Annotated in this window: 16 protein-coding genes; 8 read left to right on the top strand and 8 right to left on the bottom strand. The window is 69.3% G+C overall.

Annotated features, from left to right (window positions below):
• Position 1 precedes the first annotated feature (1 nt).
• On the top strand, positions 2-1,699 hold the full coding sequence (locus ACTIEW_RS07630; RefSeq protein WP_439477313.1) for a hypothetical protein: 1,698 nt from the start codon (positions 2-4) through the stop codon (positions 1,697-1,699).
• Between the two features lie 9 nt (positions 1,700-1,708).
• Here the strand turns inward: ACTIEW_RS07630 and panC are convergent, their stop codons facing one another.
• Positions 1,709-2,581: a pantoate--beta-alanine ligase gene (gene panC, locus ACTIEW_RS07625; protein ID WP_439477312.1), complete on the bottom strand. Its 873-nt coding sequence runs from the start codon at positions 2,579-2,581 to the stop codon at positions 1,709-1,711.
• A gap of 144 nt (positions 2,582-2,725) precedes the next feature.
• Here panC and ACTIEW_RS07620 point away from each other — a divergent pair, with 144 nt between their 5' ends.
• The 3 genes from ACTIEW_RS07620 to ACTIEW_RS07610 all read left to right on the top strand — a co-directional run bounded on the left by ACTIEW_RS07620 (position 2,726) and on the right by ACTIEW_RS07610 (position 4,694).
• Positions 2,726-3,307 (top strand): SPOR domain-containing protein, encoded by a 582-nt coding sequence (locus ACTIEW_RS07620; RefSeq protein ID WP_439477311.1) that lies wholly within the window; start codon positions 2,726-2,728, stop codon positions 3,305-3,307.
• Between the two features lie 117 nt (positions 3,308-3,424).
• On the top strand, positions 3,425-4,264 hold the full coding sequence (locus ACTIEW_RS07615; RefSeq protein ID WP_439477310.1) for a division plane positioning ATPase MipZ: 840 nt from the start codon (positions 3,425-3,427) through the stop codon (positions 4,262-4,264).
• A 4-nt stretch (positions 4,265-4,268) separates the two neighbouring features.
• Complete coding sequence (locus ACTIEW_RS07610) at positions 4,269-4,694, top strand: molecular chaperone DnaJ (protein ID WP_439477309.1); 426 nt, start codon at positions 4,269-4,271, stop codon at positions 4,692-4,694.
• Here ACTIEW_RS07610 and topA read toward each other — a convergent pair.
• The 7 genes from topA to ruvX form a co-directional block, all read right to left on the bottom strand.
• A complete protein-coding gene (topA, locus tag ACTIEW_RS07605; RefSeq protein WP_439477308.1) occupies positions 4,691-7,303 on the bottom strand; it encodes a type I DNA topoisomerase in 2,613 nt (870 codons plus the stop codon). The genes ACTIEW_RS07610 and topA overlap by 4 nt on opposite strands.
• Positions 7,304-7,384: 81 nt before the next feature.
• On the bottom strand, positions 7,385-8,476 hold the full coding sequence (dprA, locus tag ACTIEW_RS07600; RefSeq protein ID WP_439477307.1) for a DNA-processing protein DprA: 1,092 nt from the start codon (positions 8,474-8,476) through the stop codon (positions 7,385-7,387).
• Positions 8,473-9,114 (bottom strand): glycerol-3-phosphate 1-O-acyltransferase PlsY, encoded by a 642-nt coding sequence (plsY, locus tag ACTIEW_RS07595; protein ID WP_439477306.1) that lies wholly within the window; start codon positions 9,112-9,114, stop codon positions 8,473-8,475. Before plsY ends, dprA begins: the two co-directional genes overlap by 4 nt.
• A 14-nt stretch (positions 9,115-9,128) precedes the next feature.
• A complete protein-coding gene (gene pyrC / locus ACTIEW_RS07590; protein ID WP_439477305.1) occupies positions 9,129-10,415 on the bottom strand; it encodes a dihydroorotase in 1,287 nt (428 codons plus the stop codon).
• A 142-nt stretch (positions 10,416-10,557) separates the two neighbouring features.
• Positions 10,558-11,541, bottom strand: coding sequence for an aspartate carbamoyltransferase catalytic subunit (locus tag ACTIEW_RS07585; RefSeq protein ID WP_439477304.1), 984 nt, complete (start codon positions 11,539-11,541; stop codon positions 10,558-10,560).
• A 62-nt stretch (positions 11,542-11,603) separates the two neighbouring features.
• Positions 11,604-12,524, bottom strand: a complete 921-nt coding sequence (locus tag ACTIEW_RS07580) for an AEC family transporter (protein ID WP_439477303.1) — start codon at positions 12,522-12,524, stop codon at positions 11,604-11,606.
• Positions 12,521-12,985, bottom strand: coding sequence for a Holliday junction resolvase RuvX (gene ruvX, locus ACTIEW_RS07575; protein WP_305304435.1), 465 nt, complete (start codon positions 12,983-12,985; stop codon positions 12,521-12,523). Before ruvX ends, ACTIEW_RS07580 begins: the two co-directional genes overlap by 4 nt.
• A gap of 73 nt (positions 12,986-13,058) precedes the next feature.
• Between ruvX and ACTIEW_RS07570 the strand changes: the two genes are divergently transcribed.
• The 4 genes from ACTIEW_RS07570 to gatB all read left to right on the top strand — a co-directional run bounded on the left by ACTIEW_RS07570 (position 13,059) and on the right by gatB (position 16,909).
• Entirely contained in the window at positions 13,059-13,574 is a 516-nt protein-coding gene (locus ACTIEW_RS07570) for a hypothetical protein (protein ID WP_439477302.1), read from the top strand.
• Positions 13,575-13,646: 72 nt separating this feature from the next.
• A complete protein-coding gene (gene gatC / locus ACTIEW_RS07565; protein ID WP_439477301.1) occupies positions 13,647-13,934 on the top strand; it encodes an Asp-tRNA(Asn)/Glu-tRNA(Gln) amidotransferase subunit GatC in 288 nt (95 codons plus the stop codon).
• Entirely contained in the window at positions 13,935-15,413 is a 1,479-nt protein-coding gene (gatA, locus tag ACTIEW_RS07560; protein ID WP_439477300.1) for an Asp-tRNA(Asn)/Glu-tRNA(Gln) amidotransferase subunit GatA, read from the top strand.
• Between the two features lie 2 nt (positions 15,414-15,415).
• A complete protein-coding gene (gene gatB / locus ACTIEW_RS07555) occupies positions 15,416-16,909 on the top strand; it encodes an Asp-tRNA(Asn)/Glu-tRNA(Gln) amidotransferase subunit GatB (protein WP_439477299.1) in 1,494 nt (497 codons plus the stop codon).
• Positions 16,910-17,232: the final 323 nt, after the last annotated feature.

The raw sequence follows: 17,232 nt of genomic DNA, 5'->3' as shown, positions 1-17,232 counted from the left end.
CATGCGCACAATTCTGATGGCGGGCGTCGCCCTGACGGTTTCGCTGATCGGCCCCGCCGCCGTCGCTGACGCAACCGCCGAGCGCGCCGCGCTGGACCGGATCGAGCGACCCCAGATCTGCGGCCCCGCGGTCTCGGCCAATACCGGTACGCCGGTCGCCGACATGGTCATGGTCGAGGGCTTCGGAACCGGCGGCTTCGCCGTCGACACAACCGTCCCCGAGGCCCAGGCATGGTTCAATCACGGCGTCCGGCTGCGCTGGGCGTTCGAGCACAAGGAATCGGTGCGGGCCTTCCGAAAGGCGCGCCTGCTCGATCCGACCTGCGGCATGTGCGCCTGGGGCGAGGCCTGGGCGCTCGGCCCCAATCTGAACGGCGGCGGCAATGACGACGACAGCCAGTCCGCCGCCCTGAAGGCCGCGCGCGAAGCCCGCCGGCTGGCCCGCCACGCCACGCCCATGCAGCGCCAGATGATCAATGCGATGGTCCAGCGCTATTCGGGTCTGAAGGGATCACGCGACCGGCGCTTCGCCCTGGCCATGGACCGGATCGCCCGCCGCAATCCGTCAGACATCACCGTCGCGGCCATCACCGCCGACGCCTGGATGTTGAAGGCCGACGAATGGTGGGACGACGATGGCAAGGCGAAGGACCCGGGCATCACCCGCGCCATGGGAATACTGGAGCAGGCGCTGGCGACGGCGCCGAACGATCCCGGCGCGATCCACCTCTACATCCACCTGACCGAATGGTCCGACGACCCGCACAAGGCCATCCCCTACGGCGAACGGCTGGCGTCGCTGGCGCCCGGCGCCAGTCATCTGGTGCATATGCCGTCGCACACCTTCTATCGCGTCGGCCGCTACCGGGACGCCATGATGTCCAACGTCAACGCCGTGGCGCTGGACCAGCAATACGACAGTCTGGCCCGCCCGCCGGGCGGCGTGCCCGGAATGCCGCTGCACGGTCACAACATCCATTTCGGCATGGGCGGCGCCCTGATGGCGGGCGGAGGCGAAGAAGGCCTGAAGCTGGCCGGGTGGTTCCTGGCCACGTTTCCGGACATTCCGGCGGACAACATGTGGCGCCAGATGGTCGCCAACAACGCCTATGCCAACTACGGCCGGTTCGGATCGCCGGAACAGGTCGCGGCCCTGCCGGAGCCGGCGGCCACCCATCCGATGCTGCGCGTCAGCTGGCGCTATGCGCGGGGCGAGGCGGCGGCCCGGGCGGGCGACGCCGCGGGCGTGCGCGCAGAGGTCGAGGCGATCGAGACCCTCCGCGCCGATCCGGCCTTCGCCTCGGGCCCGATGGCCAGCGAGCGGCGCGATTTCACCGAACTGTCCCAGCGGGTGCTCGAGGGCCGTGCCGCGATGATCGCGGGCGATGCCGATGCGGCCATCGCCGCCTTCACCCGCGCGGCGGCGATTCAGGGTCAGGGCGAGGAGGGCGGCGACCCGCCCATCGTCTGGTACCCGACCCGCCGCAGCCTCGCCGCGGCCCTGCTGCTGAAAGGCGACGCCGCCGGCGCCCGCGCCAAGATTCTGGAGCTGATCGAGGACTGGCCCAGCGATCCCTACAGCTATTACGTCCTGGCCGAGGCTGAAGCGGCTCTGGGAAATGGGGACGCCGCCGCCGAGGCCCGCCGACGTTCGCGCATTGAATGGATCGGCGGCGCCATGGACCTCAAACTGGCCTGACGCGGCGCGTCAGGACGGCGGGGCGACCGCCATATTGTCGATCAGCCGGGTCCGGCCCAGCCAGGCGGCTGCCAGAACACGCCCCGCCGCGTCGGCCACACCATCCTCGAAGGCGGCCAGATCCTCGGCGCGGCGGACGGCGACATAGTCGACATGGCTGAAGCCGGCCCTCAGCAGGGCCTCCCGCGCATCCTGCTCGACGACGTCCAGCGAAGCTCCGGACGCGGCCGCCGCCCCGGCCTCGGCGAGCACGCCGTTCAGCTGCCGGGCGATCTCAAGCTCCGCTTCGGACAGGTAGGCGTTGCGCGAGGACAGGGCCAGGCCGTGACCGTCCCGCATCGTCGGCGATCCGACGATCTCGGTGGGAATGTCGAGGTCGCGCACCAGCCGCCGCACGACCATCAACTGCTGCCAGTCCTTCTCGCCGAACACGGCCACGTCCGCCTGCACCTGATTCAACAGCTTGGTGACCACCAGGGCCACGCCGCCGAACATCTGCGGCCGGAACTCGCCTTCCAGCCCGTCGGCCGGTCCGCCGACGCTGATGGTGGTGGTGGCGCCCGCCGGATACATCTCTTCCACCGACGGCGCGAACAGCAGGTCGCAGCCCGCTCCCGCCAGCAGTTCAGCGTCCCGCGCCTCCTGCCGGGGATAGGTTCCGAGATCCTCGTGGGCGGCGAACTGGGTCGGGTTGACGAAGACGCTGGCCACGATCCGGTCCGCCCTCTGGCCCGCCTCGCGCACCAGCGTCAGGTGGCCTTCGTGCAGCGCGCCCATGGTCGGCACGAAGCCGACAGTAAACCCTTGCCGCCGCCAACCGCGTACGGTCTCGCGCAGCGCCGCCACGCTGCGGACCACGGGAAGGGCGTCAGTCTCGGCCATGATGAACGGATTAACCCTTCGGCTTAAGCCTGCTTGTGAACGGGGCGGCAAATCCTGCCGTGCCAGTGTCGGCTTATGACGCCCAGCCGCATCCTTCGTCCAGTCGTTGCGCTTGTCGCGGCCGTCGGCCTGAACGCCTGCGGCATGATCGACAGTGATCCGCACCGGTTCGAGAATCTCGCCAACTCCGTCGCCGCCATCGACGTGGGCGGCAAGCGCGCCGCGGCTGCCCCACCCCGTACCGCCGCGAACGCGGGCCTGCGCCCGGCGCTGCGTGTCGAGGTCATGGATCCTCATGCGCTCTGGGACGCCCGTGACGGACTGGACGGCGCCGGCGAACGCGCCGCTTCCCGACTGGTCGCCGCCGCGGCTCCCGCCGTGGCCGACGCCGTGGTGCAACAGGTATCCGCCCGTATCGACGCGGCCTCGTCGCGCGCCGGCCTGCGTCCCGCCCTGCCGTCCTCCCGCTCGGCCACGCCCCGCGCCAGCCGGGGTCTGGTCCAGCTCGGCGCCTATTCCAGCGAGGCCGCCGCCCGGTCGGCCTGGTCCCGGCTCAAGTCCGGCGAGGCCGCCTGGGCTTTGAACGGCCTGTCGCCGGTCTATGAGGGCGTCGAGGTCGGCGGCCGCCGCCTGACCCGGCTCAAGGTCACGGCCCCCGCCGCCGGCGCCGCCGCCGTCTGCGCCGCCGCGGGCATTGATGATCCCTGGTGCAATCGGGTCGCCTGACCCGCGCATCCACAGCCGCCGCCCATCCTGTCGTTGACGTCCGCGCCCGCGGACGCGATTCTGCCAAGTCGCGGTCGCGTGTCTGAGTCGGCGGCCGCCTGAAAGGCGTGAACATCCATGGCTGACCCTGCGGTCATCGTCGTCGGCAACGAAAAAGGCGGAGCGGGCAAGTCCACCCTCGCCATCCATATCGTCTGCGGTCTGCTGCATGCGGGCCGGAGGGTCGCCATCATCGACCTGGACCTGCGCCAGCGGTCGATGGCCAAATTCTTCGCCAATCGCGCCGCCTGGATGGCCGGCAACAATCAGGTCCTGCCGATGCCGGTCGAGCCCGACATGGGCGACGGCAAGGCGCTGGCGAAGGCCGACGAGCAGGAACAGCTGGCCCGTTTTCAGGCCGCGTTCGCCCAGGCCCGTGCCGAGGCCGACATCATCCTGATCGACACCCCCGGCGGCGACACGCTGCTGTCGCGCACCGCCCACGGCCTCGCCGACCAGATCGTCACCCCGATGAACGACAGCTTCGTGGATTTCGACCTGCTGGGTCAGATCGATCCGGTGACGCTCGAACTGCTCAAGCCCTCGATCTATTCCGAGAGCGTCTGGGAGGCCCGCAAGCACCGGGCGATCGCGGAGGGTCGCCACGCGGCGATCGACTGGATCGTGGTGGTGAACCGCATGGCCGTCGCGGCCGCACGAAACCGGCAGCGGCTCGAGGAACGGATGGAGAAGCTGGCGCGCCGTGTCGGCTTCCGCATCGGCCCCGGCCTGCGCGACCGGGTCATCTATCGCGAGCTCTTCCCCTTCGGCCTGACCGTGGCTGATCTGTCCAATGAGGTTCGCCCGGTCGCCGTCTCCCTGGCCCATGTCGCGGCGCGGCAGGAACTGCGCAATCTGATGCTGGCCCTGGGGCTGGACGGCGCGGCGCTCGACGCCCGGCTGGACGCGGCGGCGTGACCCCTTGAACCTCGCCTGGCTGGTCCTGGCGGCTATCGCGGTCTGGGCCCTGATCCGTCTGGGCCGTCACAGCGAGCGTCGCGGCCGGGCCCAATGGCGGGTCGCCGCCACCCTGTTCAGCGCGGCGCTGATCGGCGCCGGCGCGCTCGTGGCCTTCCGCGGCGCCTGGCTCCCGGCCGCCGGCCTGATCGGCGCGGGCCTGTGGCTGACCGTCGCCTCGCGCCAGCGCGTCGTGGCGCCGCGCTCGGAGGCCATGAGCGAGGCCGAGGCCCGGTCGCTGCTCGGCGTCGCCGCCGGCGCCACGCCGCAGGAGATCAACACCGCCTGGAAACGGCTGATGGGCCGCGCACATCCCGATCAGGGCGGCACGGAAGGCCTCGCCTCCCGCCTCAACGCGGCGCGCGACCGGCTGCTGAAGCCCCAGGCCTAGGCCTTCTTTGCGGCCGGCTTCTTCTTGGCGGCAGGTTTCTTCGCAGCGGGCTTCTTCGCCGCCGCCTTCGGAGCCGCCTTCTTCGCCGGAGCCTTCTTGCCCTTGGCCGGCGCGGCCGCCGCGCGGGCGGCCAGCAGCGGCAGGGCCTGCTCCATCGTCAGGTCTTCGGGCGTCGTGCCCTTGGGAAGGGTGGCGTTGATCTTGCCCGACTTCACATAAGGGCCGAACCTCCCGGCCATGACGTGCACCGGCTCGCCCGTCTCCGGGTGGGCGCCGAGATCCTTCAACGGCGCCGTGGCCGCCCCGCGTCCCGCGAACTTGCCCGCCCGCTTCTCGGCCAGCAGCACGACCGCGCGGTTCAGGCCGATGTCGAACACCTCGTCGATATCGGCGACATTGGCGTAGGTCCCTGCATGCAGCACGAACGGGCCATAGCGGCCCAGACCCGCCGAGATCGGCTTGCCGTCCTCCGGATGAATTCCGACCTCGCGCGGCAGGGCCAGCAGGCGCAGCGCCTGTTCCAGCGCCAGGGTCGCGGGCGACCAGCCCTTGGGCAGGGACGACCGCTTCGGCTTCTCCTCGCCGGGGACCGTCGTCTCCACATAGGGGCCGAACCGCCCGATCTTCAGCGCCACCGGCGCGCCGGTCACAGGGTCGATCCCGAGATCGCGGTCGCCGCCGTCGTCGACGCCCGTCGCGGCGCCGAAGCCGCGCGTGTAGCGGCATTCGGGATAGTTTGAGCAGCCGATGAAGGACGACTTCATCTTGAAACTGGCCTTCAGATGCAGCCGCCCAGTCTTGCACAGCGGACACAGCCGCGCGTCGGCGCCGTCGCCCTTGTCCGGGAACAGGAAGGGCCCGATGGCCTCGTCCAGCTCGTCGATCACGCCCTGACGGGCGGTGACGGCGTCCGTCGCCGGCTTCAGCTGGCTCCAGAAGTCCCGCAGCACGACCTTCCAGTCGAGGTCACCGGCCGAGACCTCGTCCAGCCGGGTCTCCAGCGCGGCGGTGAAGTCGTACTCGACCCACTGGGTGAAGAACTGCTCGAGGAAGGCCGTGACCAGCCGGCCATTGTCCTCGGGAATGAACCGGTTCTTGTCCATGCGGACATATTCCCGGTCGCGCAGGGTGGTCAGGATCGAGGCGTAGGTCGATGGCCGGCCAATGCCCAGTTCTTCCAGCTTCTTGACCAGGGTCGCTTCCGAGAAGCGCGGCGGCGGCTCGGTGAAATGCTGGTCGGTGCGGATGGCCTCGACCTTCGCCACGGCGCCTTCCTTCAGCGCGGGCAGGCGGGTGGTGTCGTCCTCGTCGTCGACGCCGTCCTTGGGCTTGTCGTCGCGGCCCTCTTCATAGACGGCGATGAAGCCGTCGAAGGCGACCACCTGACCGGTGGCGCGCAGGCCGGTCTGGCCGTCCGGCGTCTCCACGTCGACCGTGGTCCGGTCCAGCCGGGCGGACTCCATCTGGCTGGCGATCATCCGCTTCCAGATCAGCTCATACAGCCGGGACAGGTCGCCCTCGAGCCGCAGACTGTCGGGGTGGCGCGTCAGGTTGGTCGGTCGAATTGCCTCGTGCGCCTCCTGAGCATTCTTGATCTTGGTCTTGTAATATCGAGGTTGTTCCGGAACGTAGGCCGGACCGAACCGATCGGTGATGACCTCGCGCGCCTGGGCGATCCCCTCGGGACTCACCGACAGGCCGTCGGTCCGCATATAGGTGATCAGGCCGCCCGTATCGTCGACGCCCTCATACAGTTTCTGCGCCGCCTGCATGGTCCGCTGGGCCGTGAAGCCCAGCTTGCGCGCGGCCTCTTGCTGCAGGGTCGAGGTGGTGAAGGGCGGCGAGGGGCTGCGTTTGACCGGCTTCTTCTCGATCGACCGGATGGTGAAACTGCCGGCCTTGATCGCGTCGCGCGCGGCGTTGGCCATGGCCTCGGAGGTGATGTCGAGGCGCTGCACCCGCTTGCCAGCGTGTTTGACCAGCCGGGTCGTGAAGGGCGGGCTGTCGGCGGCCAGATCGGCCTCGACCGACCAGTATTCCTGGGCCCGGAACGCCTCGATCTCCAGCTCGCGGTCGACCACGATGCGCAGGGCGACCGACTGCACCCGACCGGCCGAACGCGCGCCCGGCAGCTTGCGCCACAGCACCGGCGACAGGGTGAAACCCACCAGATAGTCCAGCGCGCGGCGCGCCAGATAGGCCTCGACCAGCTCCATGTCGAGCTGGCGCGGATTGGCCATCGCCTCCAGCACGGCGGACTTGGTGATGGCGTTGAAGGTGACCCGTTCGACCGCAGTGTCCTTGAGCGCCTTCTTCTTGGTCAGTATCTCCAGCACGTGCCAGCTGATCGCCTCGCCTTCGCGGTCGGGGTCGGTGGCCAGAATGACCCGGTCGGCCTTCTTGGCGGCTTCGGCGATCTCGGACATCCGCTTGGAGGCGCGGGCGTCGACCTCCCAGCTCATGGCGAAATCGTCGTCCGGCAGGACCGAGCCGTCCTTCGACGGCAGGTCGCGGACGTGGCCATAGGACGCCAGGACAGTGAAGTCCGGGCCCAGGTATTTGTTGATGGTCTTGGCCTTTGCGGGGCTCTCGACAACGACGAGGTTCATGCGGGGAGGGGGCCTTGCGCGGGCTCGGAAAGGGGGCGGAACGTGGTTGGCGCGAGCGCCGCTGTCAATCGGGCGTGGAAATCAGGGCGACCGGGCGGCGGCCAGACCGCCCGCCAGCAGCTCGGCACGCCCCATCAGATTGAGTTCAAGCAGCGCCGCCGCCACAGTCCCGATCGGCAGACCCAACGCCCGGGCCAGTTCATCGCGCGGCGTCGGCGTGGGCGACAACAGGGCGGCGACCCGCTCGATCAGCGCCGCCTCGATCTCGTCCGGCGCGCCGTCGAAGGGATTGTCCGGTCCGGGTTCGCGCAGTGTTCGCAGGGTCGAGAAGGCCCGCTCCACATCCTCCGGCCCCTCACACAATATGGCGCCCTGCCGCAGCAGTTCATTGGGTCCCCGCGATCGCGGGTCCAGAGGCGATCCCGGCACGGCGAAGACGTCCCGGCCCTGCTCGCCGGCCAGCCGGGCGGTGATCAATGAGCCGGACCTTAGCTCCGCCTCGACTACGATCACACCCCGCGACAGGCCTGAGATGATCCGGTTGCGGCGCGGGAAGTCCTTCGCCTGCGCCCGCGCGCCCATCGGGCTCTCCGAGACCACGCAGCCTCGTTCGACGATCTGCGCATAGAGGTCGGCGTTGTCGGGTGGATAGATGTCGTCCACGCCGCCGCCCAGCACCGCCACGGTCCCGGTCGGCAGGGCCCCGGTATGAGCCGCCCCGTCGATCCCGCGCGCCAATCCCGAGACCACGATATAGCCCGCCTCGCCCAGCTGCTGCGAGAGGCCACGCGCGATTCTCTGCCCGCCCGCCGAGGCGATGCGGGCGCCGACCACGGCGATACACGGCCGCGCCATCAGCGCGGCGTCGCCCAGGGTCCACAGCAGCGGCGGGGGCGGATCGACGGCTGCCAGCATGTCGGGATAGTCGGTGTCGCCCAGCACGATCAGCCGGGCCCCGGCGCGCTCGCCCGCCTCCATCTCGGCCTCTATCCGTTCAACCGGGGACACGGCGTGCCCGTGACCGCCACCGCGCCGGATCAGGTCGGGCAAGGCTTCCAGGGCGCGCTCCGCTGAGCCGAACCGTTCCAGCAGCTGTCGAAACGTCACGGGACCGACCTGGTCGGTCCGCGCCAGTCGCAGGCGCGCGAAACGCTCTGCGTCGGGGAGGGTCACCCCTTCTTCGCGCCAATCCGGGGTTCGGCCCCCTTCAGGATTCGGCCGATGTTCTCGTGGTGACGCAGCCAGATCAGGGCGGCGGTGACGAGGGCCAGCACGAACACCGGGCGAGCCGTCGGCAAGCCCAGGGCCTCCACCGGAAGTACCGCGTAGACCGGCGCCGCGACCGCCGCGACGAGGGCGGCCAGCGAAGACATCCGGAACAGGGCCGCCACGGTAAGCCAGGTCGCCCCCGCCAGCAGGCCCAGCGGCCAGGCAGCAGCCAGCAGCAACCCGAAGAAGGTCGCCACCCCCTTGCCGCCCTTGAAGCCGAGCCAGACGGGGAACAGGTGGCCGAGGAAGGCCGCACCGCCGGCGACGGCGGCGATGGCCGGCACGCCGGGAAACAGGGTCTGAGCGATCAGGAAAGCCGCCGCGCCCTTGCCGGCGTCGAGTATCAAGGTCGCGAAGGCCAGATCCTTGCGCCCCGTCCGCAGGACGTTGGTGGCGCCGATGTTGCCCGAGCCGATACTGCGCACATCCTCGCCTGTCACCAGTCGGGTCAGGATCACTCCGAACGGGATGGAGCCCAGCAGGTATCCGCCCACCGCTGCGAGCGCGAGCGTCCCCAAGGCCGGGCCGATCAGATCCTGCAAGTGATTCGTCCCTCTTAACGTGTGTCGTGGACGATGCGTCCGCCGACGACGGTGAGCAAGACCTTCCCCTGCAATCGGCGTCCGTCGAACGGCGAGTTCTTGGACTTGGACTTCAGCGTGTCGGCGTCGATCACCACCGGCGCTCCCGGATCGAACAGGATCAGGTCCGCCGCCGCCCCGGTCGCCAGCACCCCGGCGTCCAGCCCGAGCAGGGTGGCCGGCCCCTGGGTCAGGGGACGCAGGATATCGAGCAGCTCCAGCCCGTCGTCATGATGCAGGCTCAGGGCTGCGGGCAGCAGGGTCTCCAGCCCGACCGCGCCCGGCGTCGCCTCCGCGAAGGGCCGACGCTTGTCCTCGGCCGGGGCCGGGGCATGGGCCGAGGTGATGGCGTCGATCAGCCCGTCGCGCACCGCCTCGATCAGCGCCTGCCGGTCGCTCTCGGGCCGCAGCGGCGGGTCCAGCCGGTAGAAGGTGCGGTAGTCCCCGATATCGATCTCGTTGAAGCACAGGTGGTTGATCGATACCGAGGCGGCGACCTCCAGCCCGCGGGCCCGGGCTCGCGCCAGCGTCTCCAGCGCACCCTCGGTCGAAATCTGGTCCACGAGGAAGCGCGCCCCGGTCTGTTCGACCAGCGCCAGGTCCCGCTCCAGCTGGATACGCTCGGCGATGGCCGGGGCCGAGGCCAGTCCCAGACGGGTGGCCAGTTCGCCGCTCGTCGCTACCGCGCCCTCGCTCAGCCAGGGATCGGCCGGGCGGCAGGAAATCAGTGCGTTGAAGGCGGCGGCGTAGCTCATCACCCGCTGCAGGGTGCGGGTGTTGGCGATGACCCGGTCGACGTCCGTGAAATACAGCGCCCCGGCCTCGTCCATCAGGCCGATCTCGGCCATGCGCACGCCGTCCCGCGCCTTGGTCGCCGCCCCCGCCGCCCGGACGTTGACCAGCCCCAGGGCCGCGCCGCGCCGCAGGATGAAGTCGATCATCGCCGGGTCGTCGATGGCGGGGTCTGTGTCCGGCTGGATGACGATGGTGGTGACCCCGCCCGCCGCGGCTGACAGACTGGCCGACTTCAGCGTCTCCTTCGGCTCGGCGCCCGGCTCGCCGGTCTTGACCCGGATGTCGATCAGCCCAGGGGACAGGCACAGGCCGCCGGCGTCAATGACCGTCACACCCGCTGGAGCGGCCGCGCCGCCGCCATGCACGACCTCGGTGATCCGCCCGTCCTCCACCAGCACCGCGCCGGGACCGTCATAGTCGGTAGCCGGGTCGAGAAGCCGGGCGTTCAGAATGGCGATCGCGCTCATGAGCATTCCTCCCCCATCGGGGGAGGGGGACCGCCCGAAGGGTGGTGGAGGGGGCCAGTCCACAAGTCGGTGTCAGGGGTTGGCCCCCTCCACCGCTGCGCGGTCCCCCTCCCCCGATGGGGGAGGAATGAAACGACCGCGCTCATGGCGTGTCTCCATCCAGCCGCGCTGACAGGGCGGCCAGCACCGCCATCCGGGCCGCCACGCCCATCTCGACCTGATCCTGGATCAGGGAGACGGTCAGGTCGTCGGCCACGTCGGAATCAATCTCGACCCCGCGGTTCATCGGCCCCGGGTGCATCACCTTCGCCCCCGGATTGGCCCAGGACAGCTTCTCGCGATCGAGGCCCCAGAATCGGAAATATTCACGGGTCGAGGGCACCAGCGCCCCCTCCATCCGCTCCAGCTGCAGCCGCAGCATCATCACCACGTCGCAGCCCTTGAGGCCCTCGCGCATGTCGTGAAAGACCTCGCAGCCCCAGCGGTCGGCGTCGCCGGGCACCAGGGTCGGCGGCCCGATCAGGCGCACCCGCGCGCCCATCATCGACAGCATCGACACATTGGACCGCGCCACCCGGCTGTGGGCGATGTCGCCGCAGATGGCGACCGTCAGCCCGCCCACGTCCCCGAACGCACGGCGCAGGCTCAGCAGGTCGAGCAACGCCTGGGTCGGATGCTCGTGCCGCCCGTCCCCGGCGTTGACCACCGCGCAGCCCACCTTCTGGGACAGCAGGGCCGCTGCGCCCGAGGCCCCGTGACGCACCACCAGCACATCGGGCTTCATGGCGTTCAGCGTCGCCGCCGTATCGATCAGGGTTTCGCCCTTGGCGGTCGACGAGGTGCGCGGGCTCAGCGCCGTCACATCGGCCCCCAGCCGCTTGGCCGCGATCTCGAATGAGGCGCTTGTCCGGGTCGAATTCTCGAAAAACAGGTTCATGACCGTGCGCCCGCGCATCAGGTCCAGCGACTTCGACGACTGGCGATTGAAGTCGACGAAGGCGTCGGCCAGATCCAGCAGCGGCGGCGTGGTCGCTGCGTTCAGGTCGCCGGCGGACAGGAAATGGCTGTGCGGGAACGGCGCCAGCCGCTCGAGAATCAGATCGGTGAGTGCGGCGGGCTTGCTCATCGAGGCCCGCCTATAGGGCCGTGCGCGCCGGAACGGAAGCCGCCCATGTTCACATCCTGTGTTCAGATATAGCCGAACACCGCCAGCAGGATCGGGATGGTGAAGGCGCTGACCACCGTGGTCAGGGCCACGACCCCCGCCATCAGGGGCGCGTCGCCGCCCATCTGCCGCGCCATGACATAGGAGGCCGCCGCCCCCGGCGAGGCTCCGGCCAGCAGCGCCAGCCCCTGCGCCATCCGGTCTCCGCCCAGCACCCCGGTCAGCCAGTACATGCCCACCGGCAGGACGATCAGCTTGATCGCCGTCACCGTAAGCATCAGCACCGGCCGCGACGCCGCATAGCGGAAGCTCAGCCCGGCCCCTGCCGTGATCAGCCCCAGCGCGATGGCGCCCGGCCCCATCAGATCGAACACTCCCATCACCAGATCGGGCTTCGGCACGCCCGTCAGATTGAGCGCCGCCCCGATCCCGCACGCCCAGATGATCGGATTCCTCGCCAGCGACGACAGCGCCAGCCGCCAACCCCCGCCCTGACCCGCGCCCCATCGCGCCAGCACCAGTACGCAGACCACATTCAGCGCTGGCGCCAGCACCCCGAACGCCACCGCCGCCACGCCCAGCCCGGCCTCTCCGAACACTGCCCCCGCGACCGGCAGAAAGACGAAACCATTCCAGCGGATCACGCCCTGGAAGACGCTGGTGAAGGCCGGATCGCTGATTCTCAGCATTGGCTTGGCCAGCACCGTCAGCAGGGCCACCGCCAGGGCCACCGCCACCGTGGCCATGGCCACCGGCCCCGCCGCGCCGCCCGCGAAGTCCGCGCGCCACACCGCCGGGATCAGGAAGGCCGGATAGAAGGCGAAATAGGTCAGCCGCTCAACCGCGCGCCAACCGTCGTCGCTCAGGAAGTCGCGTTTCTTCAGCCCCCAGCCGAGCGCGATCATGGCGAAGACCGGCGCCACGCCGGTGAGCAGGGCGCTCACGCCCGCAACCGGTCCAGCGCGCCCTGCAATATCCAGGCGGCGGCGGTGCGGTCGATCACATTGGCCCGGCGCTTGCGGTTCAGGTCCAGCTCCTCGATCAGGAACCGCTCGACGGCACTGGTCGACAACCGCTCGTCCTGAAAGGCGCAGGGCACCGCCCGGATGCGCTGCAGATTGCGCGCGAAAGCCCGGCACGACTGCGCCCGCGGCCCCTCGCTACCGTCCATATTCAGCGGCAGTCCGATCACCAGCCCCGAGGCCTTGCGCCCGTCCATCAGCTTGAGCACCGCATGGGCGTCGTCGGTAAATTTCGTCTTGCGGACCAGCGACAGCGGGCTGGCGATCATCCGGGTGACGTCGGACACCGCCACGCCGATGGTCTTCTCGCCCAGATCCAGCCCCAGCCACGGCGTGCCCGGCGGGGTGGAGGCGGCGAGGTCTTCGAGCGATAGAACTGTCACGGCTTGGCGGTAGGACTGGCGAGCCGCCCTGTCAAAGTGCAAGCTGGGGCCGCCGTTGATGGGAGACCCTCCGATGAAGCCTGTCACCTTCCTCGCCGCCCTGCTCGGGCTGGCCGCCTGCGACGCCCAGGTCGAGAGCCGCAAGGCCGCCGTACCCGCCGAACGGGCCGCCCCCGCCGCCGCGCCCCTGACAGCCGCCGGCCCCGCCGCGACCGTCCAGCCTGACGCCGACGAGGGCCAGCAATGGGCCGCCGCCGTGGTCGAGCTGACCCCGCTGACGCGGCAGGGCGAACGCACGGTCAAACTGTTCGGCACGGCCGGCGGCGATCCGGCCATGAACGGCCTCTACACCCACGTCGCCTTCTTTGATTCGCCGGCCGAGGGCTGGCGCGTCTTCCGCATCGGCGATTTCCTCGACTACCGCGTCCTGTCGGAACGCGAGGGCCGGGTCGATCTGGAGCTCAACGAGAGCACCATGGACCCGGCCTCGGGCGAGATCGGCAGCCGCACCCGGCGCGTCATCGTCGGCTGGGCGTTGGCCACGGACGGCTCCGTCCCGGCGACCGTGACGGTCACGCCCGCGCAATAGCGTCAGAATCCTTGTGAAACCGGGGCTGGAACGCTAATCCCGCCCGTTCTGGTTTCGCATTTGGAGGGCCGCATGGCCATCGACGCCGCGACCGTGCGCCGGGTGGCGCACCTCGCCCGCATCAAGACCCCGGAAGACCGACTGGAGCCGCTCGCCGCGGAGCTGAACGGCATCCTCGCCTGGATCGAACAGCTAAACGAGGTCGACGTCACGGACATCGAGCCCATGACCTCCAACGTGGCCCAGCCCATGCGCTTGCGCGACGACGTCGTTACCGACGGAAACAAGGTCGCCGACGTGCTCGGCAACGCCCCGCGTTCCGCCGACGGCTTCTTCGTCGTGCCCAAGGTGGTCGAATAAATGTCCGACCTGACCAGGCTCACCCTCAAGGCCGCCCTCGACGGCCTCAAGGCCCGCGACTTTTCGTCCGAGGAAATTACCCGCGCCTTCGTCGCCAATATCGACGCCGCCAATCCGCGCCTCAACGCCTTCATCGTCCAGACCACGGACAAGGCCCTCTCCATGGCCCGCGCCTCCGACGCCCGGCTGGCGAAAGGGGAGGGCGGCGCCCTCGAGGGCGCCCCGTTGGGCATCAAGGATCTGTTCTGCACCGACGGCGTCCAGACCACCGCCGGCTCCAACATGCTGCGCGGCTTCGTCCCGCCCTATGAGTCGACCGTCACGGCGAACCTGTGGCGCGACGGCGCGGTCATGCTCGGCAAGCTCAACATGGACGAGTTCGCCATGGGCTCGTCCAACGAGACCAGCGCCTTCGGCCCGGTGGTCAACCCATGGAAGTCAACGACTTCCAACGCAGACTTAACTCCGGGCGGCAGCTCGGGCGGCTCGGCCGCCGCCGTCGCCGGCGACCTGTGCCTCGCCGCCACCGCCTCGGACACCGGCGGCTCCATCCGCCAGCCCGCCGCCTTCACCGGCACGGTCGGCATGAAGCCCACCTACGGCCGCGCCAGCCGTTTCGGCATGGTCGCCTTCGCCAGTTCGCTCGATCAGGCAGGGCCGATCACCAAAACCGTCGAAGACGCCGCCCTCCTGCTGCGCTCGATGTGCTCGTTCGACCCGAAGGACTCCACCAGCCTCGACGTCGAAACCCCCGACTGGACCCAATCGCTCGGCAAGTCGGTCAAGGGCCTGCGCATCGGCGTGCCGAAGGAGTATGTCGTCGACGGCATGCCCGCCGAGATTCAGGCGCTGTGGGATCAGGGCATCGAATGGCTCAAGGCCGCGGGCTGCGAGATCGTGCCGATCAGCCTGCCGCACACGAAGTACGCACTGCCGGCCTATTACATCATCGCCCCGGCCGAGGCCTCGTCCAACCTGGCCCGCTACGACGGCATGCGCTTCGGCCATCGCGCCGAGGGGACCACCAGCCTGACCGACCTCTATGAGACCAGCCGCGCCGAGGGCTTCGGCAAGGAGGTCCAGCGCCGCCTGACCATCGGGGCCTATGTCCTCTCGGCCGGCTTCTACGACGCCTACTACGTCCGCGCCCTCAAGGTCCGCCGCCGCATCGCCATGGATTTCGACGCCGTCTGGGATCGCGTCGACGCCATATTGACGCCCTCCACCCCCTCGGCCGCCTTCGCCCTCGGCGACAAGCAGATCGATCCGCTCCAGATGTATCTGAACGACATCTTCACCGTCACCGCCAACCTCGCCGGCCTGCCGGGCATTTCGGTGCCCGCCGGCCTCGACAAGGGCGGCCTGCCGCTCGGCCTGCAGGTCATCGGCAAGGCGCTGGACGAAGCGACCGTGTTCCAGGTCGCCAGCGCGCTGGAAGACGCGGCGGGGTTTGTGGCCAAGCCGGAGAAGTGGTGGTGAGCATGACCGAGAGCACCAAACTCATCCAGGGCCGCACCGGCCCGTGGGAAATCGTCATGGGGCTGGAGATCCACGCCCAGGTGGCGTCGAAGGCCAAGCTGTTCTCGGGCGCCGCCGTCGGCTTCGGCGCCGGCCCCAATGAGCAGGTAAGCCTCATCGACGCCGGCTTCCCCGGCATGCTGCCGACGCTGAACAAATACTGCGTCGAACAGGCCGTCCGCACCGGCCTCGGTCTCAATGCGAAGATCAACAAACGCAGCCAGTTCGACCGCAAGAACTATTTCTACCCCGACCTGCCCACCGGCTATCAGATCAGCCAGCTCTACTTCCCCATCGTCGGCGAGGGCGTGGTCGAGGTCGAGGCCGAGGACGGCTCCTTCTTCAACGTCGGCATCGAGCGCCTGCATCTGGAACAGGACGCGGGCAAGCTGATCCACGACCTGTCGCCGACCGAGTCCTACGTCGACCTGAACCGCGCCGGCACAGCCCTGATGGAGATCGTCTCCCGGCCGGACATCCGTTCGCCGGAAGAGGCGGTCGCCTACGTCAAGAAGATCAGGACCATCCTGATCTATCTGGGCACCTGTGACGGCGACATGGAGAAGGGCAATCTGCGCGCCGACGTGAACGTCTCGGTCTGCCGTGAAGGCCAGTACGCGAAATACAAGGCGACCGGCGACTTCAACCATCTGGGCACGCGCTGCGAGATCAAGAACGTCAACTCGTTCCGCTTCATCTCCCAGGCCATCAACTACGAGGCCCGGCGCCAGATCGAAATCCTCGAGGACGGCGGCAAGATCACGCAGGAGACCCGCCTCTACGACGCCACGGCCGGCGAGACCCGTTCGATGCGCTCCAAGGAGGAGGCGATGGACTATCGCTATTTCCCCGACCCCGACCTGCTGCCGCTGGAGCTGGAGCAGGCCTGGATCGACGACATCAAGGCCAGCTTGCCCGAACTGCCGGACGAGAAGCGCCGCCGGCTGATGGCCGACTACGGCCTGTCGCAATACGACGCCGTGGTCCTGATCTCGGAACAGGCCAAGGCCGACTATTTTGAAGCCGCCGCGAAAGGCCGCGACGCCAAACTGGTATCCAACTGGGTGACCAATGAGATTTCGGCCCGCCTCGCCGCCGACGGCAGGGACTTCAGCGAAAACACCCTTCCGGCCGCCCATTTGGCCCAGCTGGTCAAACTGATCGAGACCGACGTCATCTCGTCAAAGATCGCCAAGCAAGTCTTTGACTATGTCTGGAACGGCGAAGGCAGCCCGTCCGAGGTCGTCGAGAAGCACGGCCTGAAACAGGTCACGGACACCGGCGCCATCGAAAAGGCCATCGACGACATCATCGCCGCCAACCCCGACAAGGCCGCCGCCGTCGCCGAAAAACCCCAGGCCCTCGGCTGGTTCGTCGGTCAGGTCATGAAGGCCACCGGCGGCAAGGCCAACCCGGCCGCGGTGAATGACATCCTGAAGGCCAGGCTGGGGCTCTGAGTCTCCTGCCACGCAGTGGGGAGGGGGACCACGCGAAGCGTGGTGGAGGGGTGGAGCCTGATCGCATGCGATCCGCCGACGGCGGCGCCGTCGTCACCCCTCCGTCACGGCGCGAAGCCGCGCCGCGCCACCTCCCCATCGCTGCGCGACAGGGAGGAGACGGGGTCGGGCGCCGGCTCGCTTTGGTCGGGGACTCCGCCCGCCTCAGCGCCGGGTTGCAACGGGGGGGCGAGCGTCGCATTCGAGCAGCGAGGCCGAAGCCTGATTCCGACCCTGTGTGGACGGCTCTCCGTCGGCAAGGGGTAATCGAACTATCTGCAACG

This window comes from Brevundimonas sp., from assembly GCF_051860745.1.
Taxonomy (GTDB): Bacteria; Pseudomonadota; Alphaproteobacteria; order Caulobacterales; family Caulobacteraceae; genus Brevundimonas.
This window is presented reverse-complemented; position numbering and strand designations above follow the sequence as displayed.